The 22,048-nt window shown below is 60.6% G+C and carries 24 protein-coding genes and 1 pseudogene; 10 read left to right on the top strand and 15 right to left on the bottom strand.

Translation table 11 applies throughout. The features are described 5' to 3' along the window. The first annotated feature begins 102 nt into the window (after positions 1-102). The 4 genes from IG168_RS06320 to IG168_RS06305 all read left to right on the top strand — a co-directional run bounded on the left by IG168_RS06320 (position 103) and on the right by IG168_RS06305 (position 2,958). Positions 103-900: a bestrophin-like domain gene (locus tag IG168_RS06320; RefSeq protein ID WP_193163006.1), complete on the top strand. Its 798-nt coding sequence runs from the start codon at positions 103-105 to the stop codon at positions 898-900. A gap of 346 nt (positions 901-1,246) precedes the next feature. Next, the gene (locus IG168_RS06315; RefSeq protein WP_193163004.1) at positions 1,247-1,450 is read left to right on the top strand and encodes a hypothetical protein; all 204 of its coding nucleotides are present in this window, start codon (positions 1,247-1,249) and stop codon (positions 1,448-1,450) included. Positions 1,451-1,493: 43 nt separating this feature from the next. Beyond that, complete coding sequence (locus tag IG168_RS06310) at positions 1,494-1,928, top strand: DUF3465 domain-containing protein (protein WP_193163002.1); 435 nt, start codon at positions 1,494-1,496, stop codon at positions 1,926-1,928. Positions 1,929-2,001: 73 nt separating this feature from the next. Further along, on the top strand, positions 2,002-2,958 hold the full coding sequence (locus IG168_RS06305; RefSeq protein WP_193163000.1) for a Gfo/Idh/MocA family protein: 957 nt from the start codon (positions 2,002-2,004) through the stop codon (positions 2,956-2,958). A 41-nt stretch (positions 2,959-2,999) separates the two neighbouring features. Here the strand turns inward: IG168_RS06305 and IG168_RS06300 are convergent, their stop codons facing one another. Then, positions 3,000-3,518, bottom strand: coding sequence for a peroxiredoxin (locus tag IG168_RS06300; protein WP_193162998.1), 519 nt, complete (start codon positions 3,516-3,518; stop codon positions 3,000-3,002). 314 nt (positions 3,519-3,832) lie between these two features. Between IG168_RS06300 and IG168_RS06295 the strand changes: the two genes are divergently transcribed. Then, positions 3,833-4,639 carry a bestrophin-like domain gene (locus IG168_RS06295; protein WP_193162996.1) on the top strand — a complete coding sequence of 269 codons (807 nt, stop codon included), beginning with the start codon at positions 3,833-3,835 and terminating at the stop codon, positions 4,637-4,639. A gap of 6 nt (positions 4,640-4,645) precedes the next feature. Here IG168_RS06295 and IG168_RS06290 read toward each other — a convergent pair whose 3' ends face one another. From IG168_RS06290 to IG168_RS06245, 10 genes are all read right to left on the bottom strand, one after another. Continuing rightward, positions 4,646-5,713, bottom strand: a complete 1,068-nt coding sequence (locus tag IG168_RS06290; protein ID WP_193162994.1) for an AI-2E family transporter — start codon at positions 5,711-5,713, stop codon at positions 4,646-4,648. A 116-nt stretch (positions 5,714-5,829) separates the two neighbouring features. Continuing rightward, the gene (locus IG168_RS06285) at positions 5,830-6,531 is read right to left on the bottom strand and encodes a D-Ala-D-Ala carboxypeptidase family metallohydrolase (protein WP_193162992.1); all 702 of its coding nucleotides are present in this window, start codon (positions 6,529-6,531) and stop codon (positions 5,830-5,832) included. A gap of 24 nt (positions 6,532-6,555) precedes the next feature. Continuing rightward, complete coding sequence (locus IG168_RS06280) at positions 6,556-7,236, bottom strand: D-Ala-D-Ala carboxypeptidase family metallohydrolase (protein WP_193162990.1); 681 nt, start codon at positions 7,234-7,236, stop codon at positions 6,556-6,558. Between the two features lie 198 nt (positions 7,237-7,434). Then, entirely contained in the window at positions 7,435-8,982 is a 1,548-nt protein-coding gene (locus IG168_RS06275) for a phosphoenolpyruvate carboxykinase (RefSeq protein ID WP_193162988.1), read from the bottom strand. Positions 8,983-9,485: 503 nt separating this feature from the next. Beyond that, on the bottom strand, positions 9,486-10,364 hold the full coding sequence (hslO, locus tag IG168_RS06270) for an Hsp33 family molecular chaperone HslO (protein WP_193162986.1): 879 nt from the start codon (positions 10,362-10,364) through the stop codon (positions 9,486-9,488). Between the two features lie 79 nt (positions 10,365-10,443). Continuing rightward, a complete protein-coding gene (locus IG168_RS06265) occupies positions 10,444-10,884 on the bottom strand; it encodes a DUF4124 domain-containing protein (protein ID WP_193162984.1) in 441 nt (146 codons plus the stop codon). A 35-nt stretch (positions 10,885-10,919) separates the two neighbouring features. Further along, a complete protein-coding gene (locus IG168_RS06260) occupies positions 10,920-12,419 on the bottom strand; it encodes a S1C family serine protease (protein WP_193162982.1) in 1,500 nt (499 codons plus the stop codon). Between the two features lie 115 nt (positions 12,420-12,534). Further along, the gene (locus IG168_RS06255; protein WP_193162980.1) at positions 12,535-12,912 is read right to left on the bottom strand and encodes an RNA-binding S4 domain-containing protein; all 378 of its coding nucleotides are present in this window, start codon (positions 12,910-12,912) and stop codon (positions 12,535-12,537) included. A 59-nt stretch (positions 12,913-12,971) separates the two neighbouring features. Further along, the gene (gene yrfG / locus IG168_RS06250; RefSeq protein WP_193162978.1) at positions 12,972-13,625 is read right to left on the bottom strand and encodes a GMP/IMP nucleotidase; all 654 of its coding nucleotides are present in this window, start codon (positions 13,623-13,625) and stop codon (positions 12,972-12,974) included. 68 nt (positions 13,626-13,693) lie between these two features. Beyond that, positions 13,694-14,386, bottom strand: a complete 693-nt coding sequence (locus IG168_RS06245) for a lysoplasmalogenase (protein WP_193162976.1) — start codon at positions 14,384-14,386, stop codon at positions 13,694-13,696. Positions 14,387-14,532: 146 nt separating this feature from the next. On the opposite strand from IG168_RS06245, the gene cysK reads away from it, so the two are divergent. The 5 genes from cysK (at position 14,533) to IG168_RS06220 (ending at position 17,735) form a co-directional block, all read left to right on the top strand. Beyond that, positions 14,533-15,450 (top strand): cysteine synthase A, encoded by a 918-nt coding sequence (gene cysK / locus IG168_RS06240; RefSeq protein ID WP_193162974.1) that lies wholly within the window; start codon positions 14,533-14,535, stop codon positions 15,448-15,450. 99 nt (positions 15,451-15,549) lie between these two features. Then, complete coding sequence (gene cysQ, locus IG168_RS06235; RefSeq protein ID WP_193162972.1) at positions 15,550-16,374, top strand: 3'(2'),5'-bisphosphate nucleotidase CysQ; 825 nt, start codon at positions 15,550-15,552, stop codon at positions 16,372-16,374. Between the two features lie 111 nt (positions 16,375-16,485). Then, positions 16,486-16,692 (top strand): hypothetical protein, encoded by a 207-nt coding sequence (locus IG168_RS06230; RefSeq protein WP_193162970.1) that lies wholly within the window; start codon positions 16,486-16,488, stop codon positions 16,690-16,692. 133 nt (positions 16,693-16,825) lie between these two features. Continuing rightward, positions 16,826-17,113, top strand: a complete 288-nt coding sequence (locus tag IG168_RS06225; protein ID WP_193162968.1) for a type II toxin-antitoxin system HicB family antitoxin — start codon at positions 16,826-16,828, stop codon at positions 17,111-17,113. Between the two features lie 55 nt (positions 17,114-17,168). Beyond that, the gene (locus IG168_RS06220; RefSeq protein ID WP_193162966.1) at positions 17,169-17,735 is read left to right on the top strand and encodes an outer membrane beta-barrel protein; all 567 of its coding nucleotides are present in this window, start codon (positions 17,169-17,171) and stop codon (positions 17,733-17,735) included. A 55-nt stretch (positions 17,736-17,790) separates the two neighbouring features. Here IG168_RS06220 and IG168_RS06215 read toward each other — a convergent pair whose 3' ends face one another. The 4 genes and pseudogenes from IG168_RS06215 to IG168_RS06200 form a co-directional block, all read right to left on the bottom strand. Further along, a complete protein-coding gene (locus IG168_RS06215) occupies positions 17,791-19,938 on the bottom strand; it encodes a TonB-dependent copper receptor (RefSeq protein ID WP_193162964.1) in 2,148 nt (715 codons plus the stop codon). A 76-nt stretch (positions 19,939-20,014) separates the two neighbouring features. Then, positions 20,015-20,467 (bottom strand): hypothetical protein, encoded by a 453-nt coding sequence (locus tag IG168_RS06210; protein WP_193162962.1) that lies wholly within the window; start codon positions 20,465-20,467, stop codon positions 20,015-20,017. Positions 20,468-20,515: 48 nt separating this feature from the next. After that, positions 20,516-21,127: a 2OG-Fe(II) oxygenase gene (locus IG168_RS06205; RefSeq protein WP_193162960.1), complete on the bottom strand. Its 612-nt coding sequence runs from the start codon at positions 21,125-21,127 to the stop codon at positions 20,516-20,518. Positions 21,128-21,577: 450 nt separating this feature from the next. Continuing rightward, positions 21,578-22,048, bottom strand: a pseudogene (locus IG168_RS06200) (DUF58 domain-containing protein); the annotation flags it as partial.

Raw genomic sequence — 22,048 nt, 5'->3', positions numbered from 1 at the left:
GACATAGGACTCCGGGCGGGCGCCTAAGGCGGCAGAATTGATGGGAAAGCGGGCAGAATACCGGCGTTTAGGCCACACTTGGCTAAAACGCCGGTGCAGTCCATGTTTCTCCGTGACCCCTTTAACGCCCTATCCCTTACCGCTGTCTGTGCTGCTTCCATTTTGCTGGTGCTGATAGCACTGGCGGTTGGCAATCTTTTCGGCCGTCGAACGGCGCGTCGCGGTAAATCTGGAGATGCGTCGCTCGGCAGTGCGGTGGCTGCCACCCTCGCCCTGTTGGCCTTTATGCTGGCCTTCACCTTCAATATGGCCGCTAATCGATTCATTCAGCGTAAGGCGCTTTTATTGGACGAGGTCAACATCATCAGCACTACCTATCTGCGTGCTGATTTACTGCCGGCTCCTGAACGCAAGCGCGCGAGGGCGTTGCTGGCGGAATATGTGAACTTGCGTGATTTTCACCCGAGCAAGGTTGTCGACTTCGAAGAGCGTCTTGTGCGCAGCGAGGCGATTCAGCGTGAACTCTGGCAAATTGTCGGGCAGCTCAGCACATCGGGTTACGACGGTCTGCGACTGCGGGGTTTCTACGAGGTCCTGAATGAGCTGATTGACTCCAATACGTCGCGCCTCTATGTTGGCATCAACTATCACATAATGCCCCCGATCTGGGCGGCGTTATACGTCATCACAGCTTTAGCCATGTTCGGCATCGGCTTCCAGCAGGGTGTGGGCCGCCGGGGCTCGTTGCAGGTGGAGTTGTCCCTAGCGCTGGCCTTTTCCGTGGTTATTGTCATGATTGCCGACCTGGATCGGTCTTACCAGGGTTTATTAATAGTGGAACAAACGCCGATGTCGGAACTCAACGAACGGCTTCAGGCATCGCAGCGCGCGGCGCACTAGAATCTCCCCATTCGATTTCACGATCTTTGTATCCAATGGCAAGGTGTCGTCACCGGTGTGCGGCGCAGCGAATGTTCGGACTGCGGCAACAGAGTTGCCTGCCTGGTTCCTATACACTGTGGCTTGAGTTCGATATAAATAGCTGAATTTTTAGTTCTCAGCGAAAGCTGGAAGACCCATAGGAATATCGCTGCGTGTTGTCAGCATAAGTCCCTGCAAGAATCGATTTAGAAGTCGTTTTTGCAATATCCCTCAGTCAGCATCATCGGGGCGATAAGCAGATGGGCTTACTTCACAAACGTATGCCTCAATAAGTATTGTTGAGTGTGGTAAGAATGGTTTTTCTATGAATACAGCTAATTTGCTATGGGGCCTGGTTTTTGGCTCTATTGGTCTGGGTTATTTCCTGTACGGTAAAAGACAGTCTAATGTTGCAGCTCGCCTCGCAGGGATTGGGTTGATGATCTATCCCTACTTTTTTGAAAGTTCGCAAGCACTGGTGCTGGTTGGTCTTGGCTTGATGCTGCTGCCCAAGTTTGTCGATATCTAATTATTCCTTGCCAGTAGACGCGATAAAAATAATCCAACAACCCATGAAGAAATTTCTGTTTTTGGCCATCGCCCTGCTGCTTGCCTACAGCTTCCTGCAGCTTCAGGATGCGACTCCCCCGGCTGTTGACCAAACTCCCAGCATTTATAACAGCGCACTGCAGACGGCCTATAGAAACCGGCAAAGCGATATACAGGTCGAGGGTCGGGGTACTGTGATCAAAATTCTATCCGATGACCTGAAAGGATCCAGGCACCAGAGGTTCATCCTGGAGCTGCCCAGTGGACAAACGGTTTTGGTCGCCCACAATATTGATCTGGCACCGAAGGTCAGTGATCTGCGTAAAGGAGATACCGTCGTCTTCTACGGGGAGTATGAGTGGAATGCCAAGGGAGGGGTGATTCACTGGACCCACCGCGATCCGGAGCGCCGCCATGTCAGTGGGTGGTTAAAACACCACGGCAAGATCTACCAGTAGTGACCGTTGCATTGTCAACGGCGCCCTGCCTCTCCCCGCTGACAACCTGATTTCCCGCATGGAGAGTTAAAAAATGAAAATTGCCATGGTCGGACTGGGGGCGATTGCACAGAAGGCCTATCTCCCGTTGATGGCGCAAATGGGCGGTGTCGAGCTGGTGTTGTGTAGCCGCGATGCGGATCGCCTGCAGTCACTGTGCGAGCGCTACCGCGTAGTCGAAATCTGTCGCGATTACCGCGAACTGCTCTCGCACCGCGTGGACGGCGTTATGATTCACGCGGCCACTGAAGTGCATGCGGAAATGGCCGGTTTTTTCCTGAGAAATGGTATTCCCACTTTCGTCGACAAGCCGCTCGCGGACAGTGCCGAGGCCTGCGAGCGCCTGTACGAGCTGTCGTACAGCCATCGGCAACCGCTGTATGTCGGTTTTAACCGTCGCCATATTCCAATGTTCAACGCGCAACTGCCGGGTGTCCAGCAGGGAACGCGGATGGATTTGCGCGCGCTGCGCTGGGAAAAACACCGCTATGATATGGCCGGCGATATGCGCACCTTTATCTTCGACGATTTCATCCACCCGCTAGACAGCGTCAACATTTTCGGCAGGGCGCATCTCGATAATACCTATGTGACCTTCCAGCGCGACGGTGCGCAGCTGGCCCGCGTCGATGTGCAGTGGCAGCACGGCGCTACCATGTTGCATGCCTCGATGAACCGGCAGTTCGGAATTACCATGGAACACGTCAGTGCGCAGCTTGCCAATGAAGCCTACGAATTCGACTCGTTCGTTGAAGGGCGCCGCTGGAAAGATGGACAGGAGTCCCGACTGGCGCTGAAAGACTGGACACCGATGCTCGCCAGCAAGGGTTTCGCCGGGATGCTGGACGAATGGCTTGCGGTGGTTGAGAGTGGAACATTGGATCCGCGCATCGTCGAGCGCAACCTGGCGTCCCACCAATTGGCCGAATCACTTTGCCAGTTTATCTGTAGACCCATGAAAAAAGCAGCGGAATCCGCTGCTTTCGTCTGAGTAAAGATAGGGCACCGGCATTACCGGGTTGCCTCTATATCTCAACCTTTTCTGGCAATTCCCAGCTCCCCCAGGGTCTTGGCGATATCTTCAGCGCTGGTGGCCGGGTGAATATCCTTGTCGATCTTGGTGATGCGTCCGTCTTTGCCGATATACACGGTGATGCGGCGGGCGATATTAATCATCGGCATACGCACGTCGTAGGCCTTTGCCACGGCGCCGTCGGGGTCACTGAGCAGCGGGAAGTCGGCTTCGTGCTCTTCAGCAAACTTCTTGTTCGTATCCACTTCGTCAGTGCTTGCCATAAAGTAGGCAACATCATATTCGCGGATCAGGTGGCCGTTCTCGGCGAGGGATTTACACTCGATGGTGCAGCCCTTGGTAAACGCCTTTGGATACCAGGCGACCACGACTGCTTTTTTGCCCTTGAAGTCTGCCAGTGAATAAGTATTGCCGTCCGATGCCTGCAGGGTGAAGTCAGGAGCGGGTTCGCCAACTTCCAGCGCCATCAGTGGCAGGCTGGTGAGGGCGGCGAGCAGAAATCCCAGTAAGCGTGTCATAGCGTCTCCTAGTGGTTCAGTCGGTATTTGTTGTCGTGTGACCTTATGCTACCGCGTGTTCCGGCAGAAGCCACCATTTTGTTTTGTCGCCAGCGGCGGGCGATGTGGCCGGCCCGGCAGCCTGAAACCTGTATACGCGTGGCGGCTGATGACAGATCACGGTGCCAGAGGTTTCGCTGTCGCCGGATAACACTGCTGTTGCAGGATGCGGGGATTGCGGCGACGCAGCATCGCCCGCAGCCGGCGGCGGAGAGGGCGCATCTGGGCCAGAATTGAGCAGTGGTAATGAACCGTCCAGATTTGGAAGTCACTGCATGATCGATTTCGTCCACACTGCCGGCAACCTGTTTCACATTGTTTCCCTGCCCTTTGTCTATATCGGGACTGTGTTGGTGGTGCTGGCCTCACTGATGGTGGGCATCGCCATCGGGCGTCGCCATCGCCAGCAAAACCGCGAGGCGAAAGACTCGTCGGTGGGCAGTGCGGTCGCCGCGTCGCTGGGGCTTCTGGCTTTCCTGCTCGCGTTCACTTTCAACCTCACCGCGAATCGCTTCAACCAGCGCAAGGCATTGCTTCTGGACGAGGTCAATGCCATCCATACCACTTACCTGCGCGCGAGCTTTCTCGAGGCCCAGGCGCAGCCGCGCGCGCGAAAACTGTTGCGTGAATATGTGGAATTGCGGGATATCGATCCGGTAAAGGACAAGGTGACGGACGAGGACCTGGCGCGGAGTGAGGCCATCCATGAAGCCCTGTGGGCGCTGGTGGACGAACACCTGCAGCATCGATACAGCCCCGGTTACCTGCGGCAGTTTGTTGAACCGCTCAATACGGTCATCAACTTTCACTACTCGCGGGTGATCGTGGGGCTGGAGTACCGCATCCCGGGGCCTATCTGGCTGGCACTCTATTTTATGACGATACTGGCGATGCTGATGATCGGTTTCCAGTTCGGCATCAGCCGCGGACGCTCTCTGAAAGTGGCCCTGGCCCTGGCACTGACATTTGCCACCGTGATCGTGTTGATCGCGGATATGGATCGCGCATTGGAGGGGCTGCTGACGATAGATCAGCGCCCCATGGCGGAACTCAATAAGCTGCTCAAGAGTTCGCAGCAGTGAGGAAAGCTATGGTTCAAGCTCCGCTTCGCCGGAAGTGTTGATGAACTCCCGCATAAAGATTTCCCAGAAGGCCATAAACAGCGCGGCCAGCAACGGGCCTATGGCGAAGCCGCTGATACCGAACATCATCAGGCCTCCCACGGTGGAAAACAGGACAATATAGTCCGGCAACTTGGTGTCGCGGCCCACGAGGATGGGGCGCAGGATATTGTCGACCAGGCTGATAACCAGAACGCCGAACAGCATCAGCACCGATGCCTTGACGATATCACCGGTAGCGTACAGGTAGAGAGCTGCGGGAAACCAGATGAGGGCAGCGCCGACTGCGGGCAACAGCGACAGCAGTGACATCACCACACCCCACAGCAGCGGCGCGGGCAGGCCCAGGATCCAGAAAATCAGCCCGCCCAGGGTGCCCTGGGTCACGGCGACGACAAGGTTGCCCTTGATGGTCGCGCGCGTGACTTCGGCAAACTTCGCCAACAGCAGTTGCTCGCGTTCGTCCCCCAGCGGCATCGCGCGGATCAGCAGCGCCACCAGATTCTCGCCATCGCGGATCAGGAAGAAGGTCAGGTAGAGCATCAGCCCGAGCATGATGAAAAAGTTGAGCGTGTTCTGCCCCAGTGCCAGAGCGTTGCGCGCGAGGAAGCTGCCGGCGTTCATCAGGCCGTTGAGCAGGCGCGCCTTGAGCTGATCGAAGTCGATACCGATGCGGTCGAAAAACGCATTGATACCGGGGAAGGCGCTGCGTACCTGTTCTATCTGCTGGGACAGGTCGATCTGGCCGCTCTGGGCCTTCTGGAAAACGCTGACCCCTTCATTGATAAAGGAGCTGGCTACCAGCAGTACCGGAATCACCACCAGCACAATACAAATTAGCAGGGTCAGCAGCGCGGTCAGATTGGGCCAATTGGGGAATCGCCGCAGTAACCGCCGGTAGACCGGATAGAAAATCAATGCGATGGCGCAGGCCCAGAATATCGGCGTGAAGAAGGGCTTCAGCAATAGCGCGAATGCGAGTGTCACCAGCAACAGTGAAAAAATAAATGAGCGCCGTTCCAGCTTTTCGTGCACTGCCTGTATCCCTCGATTATTGTTATCGCGCTATCGCCCTGGTGCTATGCAGACCCGTTCCCGCATCGCGCCTATGTAAGCAGAAGCCGCCGCTTTTTACCAGTGGCCGTCAGCGCTTACCAGCGCCGGTAGCCGCAGGTGTCTACATGGAAGCGGATGCCGCTGTAGATCCCGAGCCCCACGTCCCACTTCTTGCCGACCTTATTGTGGATTTTGCGCAGTTTGGGCACCAGCTGCTTGCGGGTGTAGTTCCGCTGCGGAATCATATCCAGCCCGCAGAAGTGCATGTGCTTGCTGGTTTTTGCTCCACCGGCCTTGGCGTTGTACTTGGTCGTGCGCCAGCCGGAGAGGACTGTGACGGGGCCGATTCGCGGGATGATTTCCTTCTGCAGCACCCGCAGGGTTGCCACCATGCTCGGCCAGTACTTGGGCGGCGGGATGGCGAAGGGTGGCTCGCCCACCTCCTGCCAGTCGGAGCCCTGTCGGAGCAGTTCATAGAGGGGGACCACCTGGTCCACCTTGTTTTGTTGCAGGTAGTTTTCCAGTTTGGCGAAGTTTTCCCGATTGTCCCCCTTCTGCAGAAATTTTTCGAAGGCGCTCTGTGAAGCTGCGGCGTAGCCCTTGATATCGTAGACCTCGGGAATCGGCCGGTACTCTACCGGGGTAACAATCCGTTCCGCCAGCTCGCGCACCTTGTCGACCGTCAGTACCACCAGCACGATTGTTCCCGCGAGCACCAGCAGGGTGATCCAGACAAAGCGGCGGCGCTCGATGTGGATGTCGACAAATTCGTGGTCTTCGGTCTCTTTGATATCCATCGCTGTGTGATCAGGTGACCGCGGTTACCAGGTGCGGTAACCGCAGGTGTCGATATGAAAGCGGAGATTGCTGGAAAAGCCGAGACCCATATGGCTCGCCGGGCCGAGCCGCGCGTGCAGGGCTTTCATTTCCTCGATCAGTTCCTTGCGGCTGATGTTGGATTGCGGCACCAGGTCCAGGCCGCAGAAATCGCGGTGCTTGCTGCTGCGGCTGCCGCCGGTCTTGCGGTTGTAATTGTCGGTGCGGTAGGCGGACAGCACTTCCACCGGTCCAATACTCGGCACCAGTTCGTCGCGGACCAGCGTCAGAGTTGTGACCATGGTGGGCCACAGGGACTCCGGGGCGATGGCGAATGCGGGCTCGCTGATATCCAGCCAGTCGGTGCCCTGACGCAGCAGGCTCTGTGGTTCGACAACCTCGCCGACGCCGCGGCGGTCGAAATAATCCAGCATCTGCGCAAAGCGCGCGCGGTGGTTACCCTGGCGCAGAAAGCGGTCGACACTCTCCTGGGTGGGCACCCGGTAGCCCCGGAGCTCGCTGTAGGGCTTTTCCAGGGACTTCACATAGAGGTACAGCCACAGCGCGCCCACCACGGCCATCAGCACCACAGAAATTCCGGCCACCACCCAGCGGTTGACCCATCTGCCCGGCGGCATTGGGCGAAAGTGAAACTCGACTTTGGATATGCAGTTGTCTGCGGGCATATCGCTGACTCGCGCGTACTGCGATAAGAAAAAAACGCGGTTCGCCGACAACCTGGATCGGTGCCCCTTTATTCACTATAGCCGTTAAAAATGCGCCGCCGGCGCCATCAATGCGGTCATAAAAAAAGCCCCCGCGGATGGCTCCACGGGGGCTTTTTCGCAGGCATCAGGGCGGGCTGTCGCCCGCCCTGTCGGCCGTTAGGCTTTCGGGCCGGCGGCCTTGACGTCGTCGCTCACCTTGAACTTCTCGATGTTCTCGGCGAACAGCTGGGCCAGCTTGGCAGCCTGTGCGTCGTAGGCGGCGCTGTCGGCCCAGGCTTCACGCGGGTTCAGGTACGCTTTGTCTACACCCGGGACTTCCAGCGGGATGTCCAGGTTGAGGATATCCAGGTGCTCGGTTTGGGCAGCTTCCAGCGCGCCGCTCTGGATCGCGGCGACGACAGCGCGGGTGACCGGAATCGGGAAGCGCTTGCCGTTGTCGCCTGAGCCGCCGGTCCAGCCGGTGTTGACCAGGTAGACTTTGGAGCCGAAGTCCTCGATACGCTTCATCAGCAGGTCGGCGTATTCGCGCGGCGCGCGCGGCATGAACGGCGCACCGAAGCAGGTGGAGAAGGTCGGGTGAATACCCGCTTCCGCGCCCAGCTCGGTGGAGCCCACGCGGGCGGTATAGCCGGACAGGAAGTGGTAGGCCGCGGCTTCCTTGGACAGGATGGACACCGGAGGCAGTACACCGGAGACGTCGCAGGTCAGGAAGATCACGTTCTTCGGCTCGCCGGCCTGGTTACCCGGCTGGCGCATGACCACGTGCTCCAGCGGGTAGGAGCAGCGACCGTTCTCGGTCAGGCTGGTGTCGTGGTAATCGGGGGTGCCGGCTTCATCGGTCACCACGTTTTCAACGATGGCGCCGAAACGGATTGCGTCCCAGATGACCGGCTCGTTTTCCTTGCTCAGGTTGATGGTCTTGGCGTAGCAGCCGCCCTCGATATTGAACACGCCGCCCTTGGCCCAACCGTGTTCGTCATCGCCGATCAGGTAGCGATCGGGGTCGGCAGACAGGGTGGTTTTGCCGGTGCCGGACAGACCGAAGAACAGGCACACATCGCCGTCTTTGCCCACGTTGGCCGCGCAGTGCATCGGCATCACGTCTTTTTCCGGCAGCAGGAAGTTCTGCACGGAGAACATGGCTTTCTTCATTTCGCCGGCGTAGCGCATGCCCGCCAGCAGAACCTTGCGCTGGGCGAAGTTGATGATGACCACAGCTTCGGAGTTGGTGCCGTCGCGCTCGGGGTCACAGACGAAGTTCGGTGAGTGCAGGATGCGCCACTCTTCCTTGCCCTTCGGGTTGTACTTTTCCGCGCGAATGAACATGTTGCGCGCGAACAGGCTGTGCCAGGCAGTCTGGGCGGTAACGACGACGGGCAGGTAGTAGTCTTCGTGCTGGCCGACGTGCAGCTGCTGCACGAAGTTGTCGTGGCTGGCGACGAAGTCCTCGACGCGGTTCCACAGGGCATCGAACTTTTCCTGTGGGAAGGGGCGGTTGACGCTGCCCCAGTCGATGCTGTCACTGGTGGAAGCCTCTTCCACCACGAAGCGGTCCGCCGGGGAGCGGCCGGTACGTGCGCCGGTCTCGGTGACCAGGGCGCCGGTATCGGACAGCTTGCCCTCGCCACGTGCCAGAGCCTGCTCCACCAGTTGCGCCGACGCCAGGTTTTTCAGGACCTGCATCGTCTCGTCGATCTGTGCCATTCGTCGATTACCCGTGAGTTGTATAAAGAAAACATAGTGCCGCCGCGGGTGCGGGAATCGCGGCGCCGAAATTCGGGGGGCGCATTATGGCAAACTTCAATTTTGCCGGGTAGAAAAAGTGTTTATTTTTTAATCGTTGACAGCGTTGTCAGGTGAAATTTTATCTCACGCAATTCGTCTGATCGATGATGTAAAAATACTACATTGAATTAATGAATAAAGGGCTGAAAATGCCCGTTTTTCGGCGGTTTGCGAAAGCGCTGGTGGGTGTGGTGCCGGTGAGTGGGGATTTCGTGCTGGGGCCACTTTCATCGCCCGGGTTGTGGGACTTATTGGCACCAGGGTTTCCACGGGAATCCGCCGTTTCACTACCCGAATCAGCCAGGGGGATTTATACGTTTTATAGTCCCTTTGCCACCTATTGGTCACAATCATGGGTGGGCAGCGAGGCGACCGGCGCGCCGCCCGATCCCCAGGGGATGACCGGCGGCGCGCGACTGACATCAGTGCAGGGTGTGGGGCGGGGCGTTGAACAGGTTTTCGATCTGGTCGCGATCGAAGCGGTACTGCGCATTGCAGAACTGGCAGTCGGCAGTGATCTCCCCGCCCTGCTGCTCCAGCAGCTGGTAGACATCCTCGGGGCCGAGCGAGATGAGTGCGCGGGCACTGCGCTCGCGGGAGCAGCTGCACTTGAAGCGGATATTGGCGGTACCCAGCGCCGCCGGCTTCAGCTGGTGGAACAGGCGGTGCAGCAACTGGTCGTGGGGCACTTCGTGCAACTCCTGGGGGGTCACGGTTGCCGCCAGGTGTTGCGCGGTTTCCCAGGCGTCGCGGTTCTCCTCGGCGCTGGCCGCGTTGTTCCCCGGCAGTACCTGCAGCATGATGCCGCCCACCGTCTCCGGGCTGGATTCAATCCAGAAGCGGGTTTCCAGCTGTTCGGACTGGGTGAAGTAATCCTCCAGGCACTCGGCCAGCGTATCTTTTTCCAGCGGCACAATGCCCTGGTAGCGTTCGCCGTCGCGGGGTTCGATGGTGATGGCGAGGGCGCCGCGATTGCCGATCAGCTGCTGCAGCGTGGCCGCGTCGTCGATCTGGGCTCCGTCGGCCACGCGGGCGATGCCGCGCAGGTCGCTGTGGTGGGTGCACTCGGCCAGAATCAGCGGTACATCGCCCTCGCCGCGGGCCTGCAGTACCAGCAGGCCCTCGAATTTCAGGGTGGTCGACAGCAGGCAGGCGGCGGCGAGGAATTCTCCCAGCAGTTGCGCCACCGGCGGCGGCAGCTGGTTGTTCTCCAGCACGGCGCGGTAGGACTCGGTGAGCGTCACCATCTGGCCGCGGATATCGTGTTGGGAAAAGATAAAGCGTTCCAGCTGATCGGACATGGATCGATTGCCTCGGTTACAAAACCGCGGGATTTTAGAGGTGCCTGTCCCTAAATGGTAGTTCGCGCGCGCGACACAGTTAGCCGCAGACGCGGCTGATTTCGCGCTGCAATTCGGCGGCGCGCTGCTGGCGTTCGCGCTCGGTGATCTTCACTTCTTTGCCGTTGGCGTCGACGAACATCACCCTACCCTGCAGGATATGTAGATCGCGCTGCGCTTTGCGGCAGGCCTGCGCCACTTGCCGGCGCTGCTGCTGGGCCTGCTGGCGCTGGCGACTCTCGTATTGCTGCTGCAGATTGGCCTGCTGCGTGCCGCTGGCAGCCTTATGCGGGGTTGGGGCATCTGCGCTGTTGATCGGTCGCAGCTTGTCTTCAATATCTTCCGCTTTGGCCGACTGCGGTGGGCGATCGCCGAAGTGCACCTGCCCGTCGGCGTCCACCCAGCGATAGAGTTCTTCGGCGTCGGCACTGGCGGCGGTGAGCAGCAGCGCGCAAAGACAGATCCGTGTTGCATTCAACATTTGCCTTCCCCTTTCAAATGGTAAAAAAGCGGTGCTTAATCGCCGCTGTCTTTCTGTGCCAGCGTACTGAACAGTCCCTGTGAGTGACGCTGGGGAATATGGTAGGTCTGCAGAATCATCGGTTGCTGTTCGCGCGCAGCGGCGGCGTCCAGCACCATGCGATATCCGGCTTCGTCGCGCAGGTCCACGAACGGCTGCTGATTGCTCTCCATCAGGCGGGCGAAGGTATCGAAATCCGGTACCGGTTGGCCGTTGACCGAGTCGATGATCCAGTTCTTCCAGTCGTGGTAGCCGAGGTTGACGGCGGCAGGCAGGACCTTCAGCGCCACGACCAGTTCGCGGTGCTTGGTATCGCTCCACTGGTTGCGCGCGTAGAGGTAATCAATCGGTGCCTTGGAGTGCCAGTTGTTGCCCCAGCGCTTGATCAGGTTCATGTTCAGCGGCACGAATACCACGCCACCGTAGATGTAATAGCGGGGGCGCTGGTCGTACTGTTCGCTCAGCACCAGCGAACGCGAGGGCGGCGGCGCCGCCAGGGTGATCTGCGCCTTGTGGATCTCGCCATGGCGGGAGAAGCGCACCGGCAAGGTGTCGCCCACGTGGTGTAGGTCCACTGCGTAGTGGTAGTTGGTGCGCTGATTCTCGCGCCACTCCACGGTGCGATCGGAGGCGATAGGGTAGCCGTCCACCGCCAGCAGCACGTCTCCGGGCTTCAAGACTTCGGCGGCGGGGGTATCGGCGAAAACCTTCACCACCAGCGCGCCCTCTTCGTCATCGGAAAGGCCCGCCTCCGCTTTCATCGCCGGGCTCTCCATGCTCTGGGTCACCGCGCCCAGTTCCGGGAAGCCCTGCTGCACGCCATCGACGGCATCTTCCAGCACGTGCTCGATCACGCTCGGCGGCACGAAATAGCCCAGGTTTTCCGCGCCCTGACTGTGATTGGTCTGCATCGCCACGCCGACGATGCGGCCGTTGGAGATCACCGGGCCGCCGCTGTTGCCGGGATTGATGGCGGCATCAATCTGGCCCGCCATCAGGTAGCTGTCGGCGTGGGCGTAATACTGGTGTTCGACCCTCGAGAGCACGCCGCGGGTAATGGACAGGGACTTGCCGCCCATCGGGTAGCCGTAAACCGTGACCTCTTCCTGCAGTTCGGGCAGCTTGCCCAGGGCCAGCGGGCGGGTGCCCTCGAAGAAACTCTCGTCCTCGACCGTAAGCAGCGCCAGGTCCGCCTCGTGGGAGACGAACTGCACCCGCGCGCGGAATTTCTGTGCGTCGCCATGGCGCTGTACCTGGATATAACTGCCGTTCGCCACCACGTGGGCGTTTGTGAGTATTCGCTCACCGCTGATGACAGCGCCGGAGCCCGACAGCTGCTGCGGGTTCAACAGAGCCCAGGGGTTGAAATAGTCCGGCGCAGCGGCCGTGGTGTAGATCTTGATGATGGAGCGCTTGAGCTGCTCCTGTTCGCTGTCGGCAGCGATGGACTGCACGGCGAACAGCATCAGCAGGGCGAGGGCGAGGAGTCGTTTCATCTTGGACCGCTTGTCTTTTCGGACTGTTGTTATCTCTGGTTGCGGGGCCAGTTTAGCAGTTGCCCCGCCAGTTGGGCGGACGGCTCCACTGCGACGGCGGATAAAGCGTGGCGAATCAGTCCTGTTCGCGCAGAAAGCGGTGGATCTGCCGGCGCTGCTTCTTGTTCGGTCGCTCGGCGCGAATGCCGGCGTTACTGGCCTGGCGCTCGACGCGGGCCTGTTCGCGCCGCGCCGCGCTGGTCTCGGTTTCCCGATACAGCGTGCGGGCGATGTCGGCGCCGCGGCGCTGATCCGACAATGCCAGCACCTCCACGTCCACCTGGTCCCAGCCCTGGCGGATAGTCAGTGTGATACCGGTGGTGATTTCCTTACTGGCTTTGACGCGCTGACCGTCCGCGTGGACCTTGCCGCCCTCGATGGCCTGCTTGGCGATGCTGCGGGTCTTGAAGAAGCGGGCGGCCCAGAGCCATTTGTCGATACGTACTTTTTCCATGGATTACTTCGTCGGGAGTCATTTGGGAGCGGGGCGAGCTGAAAGCGCGGCTTGTGCGATCAGGGCGTCATAATCTCGTCGAAATGGTGGATCGCCGGAAACTCGGCGATATCCCGCAGGGGGCCGCGGCTGTCCGGCTGGCGGATGCACAGCAGGTGGGCGATACCGTAGTCCCGCGCGGCGCCGAGCACCTGCAGGTTGTCGTCCACGAATAGGGTGCGGCCGGGATCGAAGGGTTGGCGTTCCTGCAGGGCGTGCCAGAACAGGCTGCTTTCCTTCGCGTGTCCCAGGTCGTGGGAAGAAATTATCTCGTCCAGCCACTGATCGATACCAGTGATCTGAAGCTTGTGGCCGAGGCCATCCGGGTGGGCGTTGGTCGCTAGCAATGTGCGCTTGCCCATACTGCGCAGGCTGCGCAGGAAGGCGTCGGTATGGGGGCGCAGGGCGATGCGTTCCTCGATCTCCCGGTAGATGGCGGGCACATCCAGTTTCAGGGCGTCGGACCAGTAGTGCAGGCAGTACCAGTCCAGGGTGCCCTTGAGCTCGTCGGTCAAGCGGGTCACCAGCGCCTGTGCCTCGACCAGGTCGATTCCGTTGGCTTGCGCATAGCGCAGGGGCAGGTGTTCCATCCAGAAATGGTTGTCGTAATGCAGATCCAGCAGGGTGCCGTCCATATCCAGCAGCACCGTATCGATCCGGCTCCAGTCCAACATGTTCACCTCGAATGGCCGCCGCGTACGGCTTAGCTTAATTGTACAAAAAAACGGCGGCCATTATGCCCTCAAGCGCCGCGGCTCGCCAAATGTGCGCGGATCGTGCCCACCACCAGCAGTGCCTGTGCGACGTAGTAGGTCAGCATGATCCAGCTGCCGGCCAGGGGCACCGGATCCACGAAGCGATTGAGCGCGATCAGCGCATCGGACACCAGAAAGGTCACCGCCCCGGCGAACAATAGTGAAGACCCACTGCGGTGGGCGGCGGCGGACAGTGCCATGGCCACGATTGCGCCCATGTAAACCAGCACTGGCAGAGTCAGCTCGCCGGCGCCGGGCAACACCTGTTTGGCCAGCAGCGCCGCCGCGGTCGCGACCGCCAGCCCGCGCAGGGCAAAACGGCGGCTGCCGAACTGCGCCGTGCGCAGGAAGTTGCCGGCGTAGGTCAGCTGGGCCAGCAGGAAGGCGCCGAGACCAAAGACAAACTGGTTGGGGAATTCCAGCGCCAGCAATACGTCGCCCAGTGCCGAAAAGCCCAGGGCGGCCAGCGTCAGTACGCGGGTGCTTCCGGACAGCTCGCGCCGGGCGATCACCGCGAGGAGCGCGATGGGCACGATTTTCAGGGCGGCCATCCAGGTGCCGTTCAGGCCAATGCCGTCTAGGAGCATGTAGAGCGCGGCGCTGGCCACAAAGGCGGCGAGCAGGCCGTTATTGGAGGCCGTGGGGGTACCCGTGTGCGGGCTGGCTGCGGTGGCGGTCATATTGGGGCTCGTGTTTTTGTTGGTTTTATGGTGTGCTCGGCGGCTCAGTATTCGGCAAAGCCCGCGGTGGTGCAATCATCGCCGCGCGCTATTAACGCGGTATATTCCGCATTCCAGCTCGTGAACGAAAAGGGAGAGCGTCGCGCATGAAAGCAGCCAATATCCTCGAAACCATCGGCAATACGCCCCATGTCCGTATCAATCATCTGTTCCGGCCGGATATCGAGGTATGGATGAAAGTGGAGCGCTTCAACCCCGGCGCCAGTATCAAGGATCGTATTGCACTGTCGATGATCGAGGCGGCCGAGGCCGGCGGCGAGCTGAAACCTGGCGGCGTGATTATCGAGCCCACGTCGGGAAACACCGGTATCGGGCTGGCGATGGTGGCGGCGGTCAAGGGCTACCGGCTGATCCTGACCATGCCTGAATCCATGTCGGTGGAGCGCCGCAAGATCATGAAGGCATTGGGTGCGGAACTGGTGCTGACGCCCAAGGAGACCGGTATGCCCGGCGCTATCGAAAAGGCGCAGGAGCTGCTGGAACAATACGACAACAGCTGGATGCCACAGCAGTTCCGCAATCCGGCCAATGCCGAAGTGCACCGCCAGACGACTGCGCGGGAAATCATCGAGGATTTTCCCGAGGGGCTGGATTACCTGATCACCGGAGTCGGCACCGGTGGACATATCACCGGTTGCAGTGAGGTGCTGAAGCAGGCGTTTCCGCAGCTGCAGACCTTTGCCGTGGAACCGGAAAAATCCGCCGTGATCAGCGGCTGCGAGAAGGGGCCGCATCGCCTGCAGGGTATCGGTGCCGGCTTTATCCCGGACATTCTCAATATCGGCACGCTGGACGGCACCATCCAGGTCACCGAAGAGGAGAGTTTCGCCATGGCGCGCGAGTGCGCCCTGCGCGAGGGGATTTTTGTCGGCATCTCCTCCGGCGCCAGCCTCGCCGCAGTGAAAAAGCGCGAGGGCGACTTTGCCGCCGGCAACCGGGTGCTGGTGTTCAGCTACGACACCGGTGAGCGCTATCTGTCCATCGAAGATCTGTTTCCCGCCTAGAAACTATCCACAGCTACTGCGCGGTCGCCTGGGGATTGTCGGCGTGGCCCGGTGCCGGTGAGTGCGTATAATGCGGCGTTCAATCAAACGGGGGGAGTTATGGACAAGGCATTACTGGAACAGGTCATTGATATCTGCGCTCGCGCTGGCGAGGCGATTCTCGAGGTTTACCACAGCAGCGCCGAGTTGGAAGTGGACACCAAGGCGGACGACTCCCCGGTGACCGCCGCCGACCTGGCGGCGCACAACATCCTTGCGCCTGCGCTGGCGAAGCTGCTCGACGGCGTGCCGGTCCTGTCTGAGGAGCAGGAAATGCCGTCCTTCGAGGAGCGAGGCCAGTGGCAGCGCTACTGGATTGTCGATCCGCTCGATGGCACCAAGGAATTCATCCGCCGTACCGGTGAATTCACCGTCAACGTTGCCCTGGTCGAAAACGGCGAACCGGTGCTGGGGGTGGTCTATGTGCCCGTGTTGAACATCACCTATGCCGGTTGCAAAGATGGCGGTGCCTTCAAGCGCACCGCCGACGGCGAAACGGCGATTCAGGTGCGCAGCCTGCAGCCGCGCCTGGATGCCGGCGAGCCGGTGGAGCTGGTGGCGAGCCGCAGCCACGGTGCCGGTGCGGTGGACCAGCTGGTGGAATCCATCGAATCCGCGCTGGGCAGCGTCGCCTGCAAGAATATGGGCAGTTCCCTGAAGTTGTGCCTGGTGGCCGAAGGCGCCGCCGATCTCTATCCGCGCCTGGCGCCCACCTGCGAGTGGGACACCGCCGCGGCTCAAGCAGTGGTGGAGGCCGCCGGAGGTATCGTCGTGGACGAACAGTTCGAGCTGCTGCGCTACAACACCAAGGACTCCCTGCTGAATCCGTTTTTCTACGTAATCGGTGACCAGTCATTCGCCTGGCGCGAATTACTCACCAAGTAACCGCCGATCTACTAAGCTTTACTGTATTCCTGCGGGCGTATTGCCCGCGGGGACTTCAACCTTTGGAAGTTTTCGACGCCGTCAGTCGCAAATTCCGGTCGAGGTAGAGCTATGTCCCAGCCCGCCACTGCCCACGTAAATCTCAGTGATGGCGATATCCGCCAGCTGCGCCAGCAGCTACAGGCCGAGATCACCTGGCTGCAGCGCCAGATGGAAGAGATGTTCGATGCCGACAGCGAACTCGACCTTTCTCTGCAGCAGACCTACAAGGAAATGATATTTTCCCGGCGTGCCCTATTAGGGCGAATTCCACGCTGAGAAAAATATTTTTCAATTAAGAATTTCTTTGCGAATTAATTCTCTTTTCCCGCCGGGTTTACCGCGCCAACTTGCCACGAAAAAATAAATTCCGTCTACGCTTGGTGAGTTAACGCGATAAGAGTAACTCCCAATGCGATATCCGGTTGTGGTTCACAACATTGAGTACGCCGGGTTCGGTGCAATAGCGCCGGATCTTCCCCACTGCCATTGCCACGCGGATACCCTGGATGCCACTTTGCAGAAAATGGCCGAGACCATTCTGCAACGCCTGGAGGAGTTGCGGGCCGCCGGGGAAACCCCTCCCCCCCCGGGGCAGGTCGACACGCTGCGCACTAATCCCGCATTCGCCGGCGGTATCTGGGCAATCATCGATGTAGCTCATGCACAGTCCGCGTCTTCGCCGAAAACGGAGCGTTGACTGAAGCACTGCGTGTCCGAAAGTCCGAACAAGAAAGCCGCCAAGGAAGGTAGTGATGAAAAAGATTTTGTTTGTGCTCGCGATGCTGTGTTCTGCCACTGCCGCCGCGGTCGAGTGGAATAATCCGTTCGAAGGTATCTGTGCCGGCGAGTACCGGGTGATCGGCACGCTCGGTGCCGGTGTTGGCAAGTTGCAGATCAACCGGGATCAGGACACTTTTGCCTACGGCAGTGTCGGTATCACGCCGGCCATTGGCCTGTGGCAGGTGGAATTGCGCTATTCCTATTTCGATGACGGCGGCGTATCCGTGGACCAGTACGGCGTCAATTTCAAAGTGGACTTCACCCTGAATTGCGACGTGCAGTGTCTCTACTGGATGGCGGGTTGGAGTTACGGTGATTTTAGTGTGGATACGGTGCGCAGGGATGATCGCCGTGTCATTGTGCCGGTGTACCGCGACGGTAGTGACAACTACTGGAACGCCGGTGTCGGCTACCGCTATATGTGGACGCGGGATTTCGACACCTCCATCGAGTACAACTACAACGATGTAGGGCGGGTGACCGATTTTGATCTCGGCCACCTGCGCTCGCTAACGGTTAATTTCAGTTACCGTTTCTGAATACATTCATAGCTTCCGATTGCGGCCACGGACGGCAATCGGAATTGCCAAACCTCTAGAAACTGTAAACCCCCTTCAGCCACAGAGTCCGGCCCGGCTCGTTAATCCGGGCAAGCTGGTCAAATCCGGGAATGGCGACACCGGCGCGACTGATGTGCTCGGCGTAGGTCTCGTCGAGTAAATTGTCGACGCCGGCGGTGATCAGCACCACCTTACTCGCGCGCCAGCCACCGTTGATGGACAGTACATCGGCGCCGTCGGTGGGGCCGAAGTCCTGGCCGGCGATATTGCCCTTGCCGATATCCACGCGCTCCTGGCTGGCGATACTGCGCCACAGGATGCCCGCCGACCACTGGGGCAGTTCGTAGTAGAGACCCAGGCGCGCCTCCAGCGGCGGCAACTGGGCCAGGGTGGTGTCGTCGCTGTCGTTGGCACCGCGCACCGAGGATACAGTCAGTTCGGTGCGCCAGTTGTCCTGCAGTTGGTAGTTCAGGTCCGCCTCCAGGCCCCAGGAGCGCGCGTCGATATTGCGCACGATACTGGCGCCGCGCATCTCGTTCATGCCGCCCATCGAACCCGTATTCATGCCCATCTCCATACCCATAGACTGGGCCGGCTTCATAAAGCCGGTCTGGATCATCAGGTAGTCGTCGATGGTGTTGGCGAAGGCGGACAGGCTCGCGGATAGCCGCTCGCCGCTGTAGAGGTAGCCGACATCCAGCTGCGTGGTCTTCTCCGGAGCTATACCCAGCGCGCTGACGGAATCCTCGGTTTCCTTGGCGAACATCTCCCAGTAGTCGGGGAAGCGCTCGGTATAGCCGAGGCCAGCGTAGACGGTGGCGGAACTGGATGGCGCGCTGTCCAATGCAAATTCGTAGCGCAGGAAGCCGCTGTGTAGCTGCTCCTCGCGGTTGTCGCCGGCGGTGGGGTTGGCCACCGACTGCATCATCGACAGCATTACCAGGTTGCGCAGGTCCTTCACTTCCCAGTTGTCCACCCGCGCCCCGGCGATCCAGCGGCGGCCGGGAACCGGCTCCCAGCTGGCTTCGGAGTAGAGTCCCAGCTGCTGGAATTCGGCATCGGCGTGCCGAGCAAGATTGCGGTAGCCCAGTGCCTGCGGGCCCATGGCGTTGAGGTTGCGGTGGCGGTCGTCGCGGGCATCCAGCCCCAGGGTCCACTGGATATCGTCGGTCGGGGTCAGCACCAGTGCCAGCTTGCCACCGGTGGTCTCACGATCGGGGTTCATCACCATCGGCATTGCCATGGCGCCGCCGGGTTTGCGCAGACTGTAGTTGTCCATCACGTGGTCGACGTAGTTGTAGTAAACCTGCATTTCGACCGACTGCAGCAGCTCGCCGATATTCCGCCGTGAATAACTGGCGCTGTAGTTTTCCCGCGCGAACTTGGCACCGTCCACACCGCGGTCCGCATAGGCCGCCTCGCCGTCGCCGCGGCTGGCGCTGAGCTCGTAGCGGGTGTCGGCGTCCGGCGTCCAGGCGGCGCTGAGCTGGCCGTTCCAGCGATCGTAGTTGGAGTGCACGGTGACGCCATCGCCGTCTTGGTAGTCGTCGGAAGAAGCGCTGGTGGCGGAGCCGCGCAGGGAGAATTCCGGCGAGCTATAGCTGGCGTCGACGGTGCCGTCCCGGCGGCCGGCGCTGGCCGCCAGCAGGCTGCTGTGCAGGTGCCAGCCGGCCTCGGCCGGACGCTCGCGGTCGCGCTCAAACAGCACTACGCCGGCGGAGTTGCCCGGGCCGTATTTGACCGTCTCCGGACCCTTGATCACTTTGATGCTGTCGAGGGTCTCGGGAAAGATATAGGCGGTCGGCGGGTCCATACGATTGCTGCAGCCGCCGAGAATGGTCTCGCCATCGATCAACATATTCAGGCGCGAGCCCGCCATACCGCGGAGTACCGGGTCGCCGTCGCTGCCGCCCTTGCGGATGACAGAAAAGCCGGCGATGGTCTTCAGGTAGTCGGCGCCATCGTTGGCGGGCAGCGGCTGGCGGGGTTTCTTGGGGTCGGTGGACAGGTTCAGGGGCTGTTGCGTCTTCACGCCGGTGACGACCATCTGTTCGATACCGGTGTCGCGCTCGTTGTCGGCCCCGGTATTGGCTTGGGCCCCGGCAGCGCAACTGCAGCAGGCGATGATCGCCAGACTCAGCGCTGAGCGCAGTGGCAGTTTGTTATTTCGAGCGATGTTCATTGTTTTTTCCCGTGCAGGCGCACGCGCACGCCGCGCGGCGGCCGCGCATACGAAATTTTTTATCGGTTGGTGTGGCTTATGCGAACGGGAAACATGGCGGCGCGCGGCCGGGCGGCAGCACATAGTCGCGGCTGAGCGCCGCTGTGGTGGCGGGCGCGGGGACCGGTAGCGCTGTGCCGCTAACGGACAGCAGCAGGTCGGGGGACGGCGCTGTGGCGAGGCCGGCCACGGCGGAGAAGTTACAGTGGTTGTCGGCGAAGGAGTGCGCGGTCAGCGCATCGTGATGGTGGCCACCGTGGTGGTGGTGCTCGCCCTGCTTTTGGGGATAGTCACGCTGCAGCCACTGCAGCAGCAGGGCACTATTCCCGTCCCCGTGACAGAAACCGTAGGGGGCGCCGGCGCTGAGCGGGGCCGGCATAAAGCCGGCCGGCACCAGGCCGCGCACGGCCAGGAACAGGCATAACAGCAGTACCGCCTGCCCGCGGGACAGGCGAAACTGGCTTTTTCCCAGCTGTCTGCGCTGTGTCATGGCGCCGTTACTTTTATCTTCGAGCAAGTACAGCGCAACTAGCGCTGGTTAGCGGAACAGCCGCTTTAACTTGGCGCTGATGCCGTGGAAGAACTGGTGCTTGCTGCGGGCGCTGTCGCCGGTCAGGAAGTTGATCTGGATCGCCTGGCGTCTGCCCTCGAAGCTCGGGTAGCCGTGCCAGCAGTTGTCGGTCACCTTGAACGCCACCAGTGAACTCGGTCCGGGCAGCAGTTCCTCGACGTAATCGTCCATATCAGTGCCGTTGCGCAGGATGCGCAGGCGGCCGGTCTCCGGCTCCCAGTTCTCGTTCAGGTACACCAGGACGGTGATCACCTTGGTCTTGGAATCGGTATGGATACGTCCGTCCTTGGCCCGGGAGTAGCCGCGCAGGGTCGCCATCATCGGCTTGCCCGCCAGGTCCACGTCGAATTTCTCCTCGATGATGCGGCGCACCTCGGGGCTGTCGAACTCCTCGATGAACTGGCGCAGCTTGGCCGGGGTATCGAATTCGGCGAAATTGAAGCTGCCGCCCTGGTCCAGCGCCGGGAACTCGTCGATCAGGGCCTGAATATGCTCTGGCTGGACTGAGCGCTCCAGGTAGAAATACGGATAGGGATCGGTTTTCACCGCGGCGGACTTGAGTTCGGCGAGGTTGAGCATAGGTCTGGACCACTCGGTAGTTGAACAGCTTGTTCCTGATGAATCTGCGGCGGGCGGCCGCGGGCGTCCTGCGGGGGCGGATTATACGCCGGTGGCGGCCGGCCGGACAGTGCAGCTGGCTTGGGGGCGGTCCCGCTGCCGGTGGCCGCCTGCTCAACAGCCTGATCGGCAAATGTTTCGCAGACGGCCCCCGGCAGCGGGGCCTGCGCATTGAGTTCTTCGGGGAGGAACGGCTTCGGAGTTGCGGACTGCCAGTTTGGCACATGCCGGGGCGGGGTACGCCTTTCCGGGAGCGTATGAGACAGGGATGCCGATTACGAGCCTAGGGCCGGCCCCGCGAGCGCAGCGAGTGCTGTGGGTCCAGGGATGTAGTAAAGGGGGGCGCCTAGCCCGCGTCTCGGAAAGGCGTACCCCGCCCCGGCTCCCCGAACCGAGCCTCAAAGCTTGACGTCAGATACGCCCGCTGCGTTTGAGTCGCCAGTAGTTCTCCACCAGCGCCATATGCAGCTGGTCCGGCTGGGTGTCGACGACAATCACATTGCGCGCCTGCAACTGCTGCAGCAGGCGCGCGCGGCGTTGCAGGAAGTCCTCGGCGGCGGCCAGTTCGAGCGCGTCATTGAACTGCCGGACCGGTCGGCGGCGCAGCGCATCCACGGAGGTTTCGCGCAGGCTGGCCACCATCACCAGGTGCTGGCGAGACAGCAGTTGCACGGCGCCGAGCAGCTCGTCGCTGTCCTCGTCACGCAGGTTGGTCACCAGGATCACCAGCGCGCGACGGTGGTGGTCGGCGAGCAGTTGCTGGGCGGCGCCGGTGAAATCGCTGTTGGCGGTGCCGGAGTGCAGGTCGTAGACGCCGTTGAGCAGCAGATTGATCCCGCTCTCCCCCTTCACCGGCGGCAGCCGGCCGCCGTCACCGCTGTG

Source organism: Microbulbifer hainanensis, from assembly GCF_014904735.1.
Taxonomy (GTDB): domain Bacteria; phylum Pseudomonadota; class Gammaproteobacteria; order Pseudomonadales; family Cellvibrionaceae; genus Microbulbifer; species Microbulbifer hainanensis.
Note: the sequence above shows the minus strand (reverse complement) of the source record. Positions and strands in the feature narration are given on the sequence as shown.

What these genes read in the sequence shown, in the direction of transcription:
- IG168_RS06215 (WP_193162964.1), bottom strand. Translation starts at nt 19,938, where the DNA reads ATGAACATCGCTCGAAATAACAAACTGCCACTGCGCTCAGCGCTGAGT.
- IG168_RS06305 (WP_193163000.1), top strand. Translation starts at nt 2,002, where the DNA reads ATGAAAATTGCCATGGTCGGACTGGGGGCGATTGCACAGAAGGCCTAT.
- IG168_RS06300 (WP_193162998.1), bottom strand. Translation starts at nt 3,518, where the DNA reads ATGACACGCTTACTGGGATTTCTGCTCGCCGCCCTCACCAGCCTGCCA.
- IG168_RS06320 (WP_193163006.1), top strand. Translation starts at nt 103, where the DNA reads ATGTTTCTCCGTGACCCCTTTAACGCCCTATCCCTTACCGCTGTCTGT.
- IG168_RS06210 (WP_193162962.1), bottom strand. Translation starts at nt 20,467, where the DNA reads ATGACACAGCGCAGACAGCTGGGAAAAAGCCAGTTTCGCCTGTCCCGC.
- yrfG (WP_193162978.1), bottom strand. Translation starts at nt 13,625, where the DNA reads ATGTTGGACTGGAGCCGGATCGATACGGTGCTGCTGGATATGGACGGC.
- cysQ (WP_193162972.1), top strand. Translation starts at nt 15,550, where the DNA reads ATGGACAAGGCATTACTGGAACAGGTCATTGATATCTGCGCTCGCGCT.
- IG168_RS06315 (WP_193163004.1), top strand. Translation starts at nt 1,247, where the DNA reads ATGAATACAGCTAATTTGCTATGGGGCCTGGTTTTTGGCTCTATTGGT.
- IG168_RS06230 (WP_193162970.1), top strand. Translation starts at nt 16,486, where the DNA reads ATGTCCCAGCCCGCCACTGCCCACGTAAATCTCAGTGATGGCGATATC.
- IG168_RS06260 (WP_193162982.1), bottom strand. Translation starts at nt 12,419, where the DNA reads ATGAAACGACTCCTCGCCCTCGCCCTGCTGATGCTGTTCGCCGTGCAG.
- cysK (WP_193162974.1), top strand. Translation starts at nt 14,533, where the DNA reads ATGAAAGCAGCCAATATCCTCGAAACCATCGGCAATACGCCCCATGTC.
- IG168_RS06245 (WP_193162976.1), bottom strand. Translation starts at nt 14,386, where the DNA reads ATGACCGCCACCGCAGCCAGCCCGCACACGGGTACCCCCACGGCCTCC.
- IG168_RS06225 (WP_193162968.1), top strand. Translation starts at nt 16,826, where the DNA reads ATGCGATATCCGGTTGTGGTTCACAACATTGAGTACGCCGGGTTCGGT.
- hslO (WP_193162986.1), bottom strand. Translation starts at nt 10,364, where the DNA reads ATGTCCGATCAGCTGGAACGCTTTATCTTTTCCCAACACGATATCCGC.
- IG168_RS06280 (WP_193162990.1), bottom strand. Translation starts at nt 7,236, where the DNA reads ATGCCCGCAGACAACTGCATATCCAAAGTCGAGTTTCACTTTCGCCCA.
- IG168_RS06310 (WP_193163002.1), top strand. Translation starts at nt 1,494, where the DNA reads ATGAAGAAATTTCTGTTTTTGGCCATCGCCCTGCTGCTTGCCTACAGC.
- IG168_RS06265 (WP_193162984.1), bottom strand. Translation starts at nt 10,884, where the DNA reads ATGTTGAATGCAACACGGATCTGTCTTTGCGCGCTGCTGCTCACCGCC.
- IG168_RS06220 (WP_193162966.1), top strand. Translation starts at nt 17,169, where the DNA reads ATGAAAAAGATTTTGTTTGTGCTCGCGATGCTGTGTTCTGCCACTGCC.
- IG168_RS06205 (WP_193162960.1), bottom strand. Translation starts at nt 21,127, where the DNA reads ATGCTCAACCTCGCCGAACTCAAGTCCGCCGCGGTGAAAACCGATCCC.
- IG168_RS06285 (WP_193162992.1), bottom strand. Translation starts at nt 6,531, where the DNA reads ATGGATATCAAAGAGACCGAAGACCACGAATTTGTCGACATCCACATC.
- IG168_RS06255 (WP_193162980.1), bottom strand. Translation starts at nt 12,912, where the DNA reads ATGGAAAAAGTACGTATCGACAAATGGCTCTGGGCCGCCCGCTTCTTC.
- IG168_RS06295 (WP_193162996.1), top strand. Translation starts at nt 3,833, where the DNA reads ATGATCGATTTCGTCCACACTGCCGGCAACCTGTTTCACATTGTTTCC.
- IG168_RS06275 (WP_193162988.1), bottom strand. Translation starts at nt 8,982, where the DNA reads ATGGCACAGATCGACGAGACGATGCAGGTCCTGAAAAACCTGGCGTCG.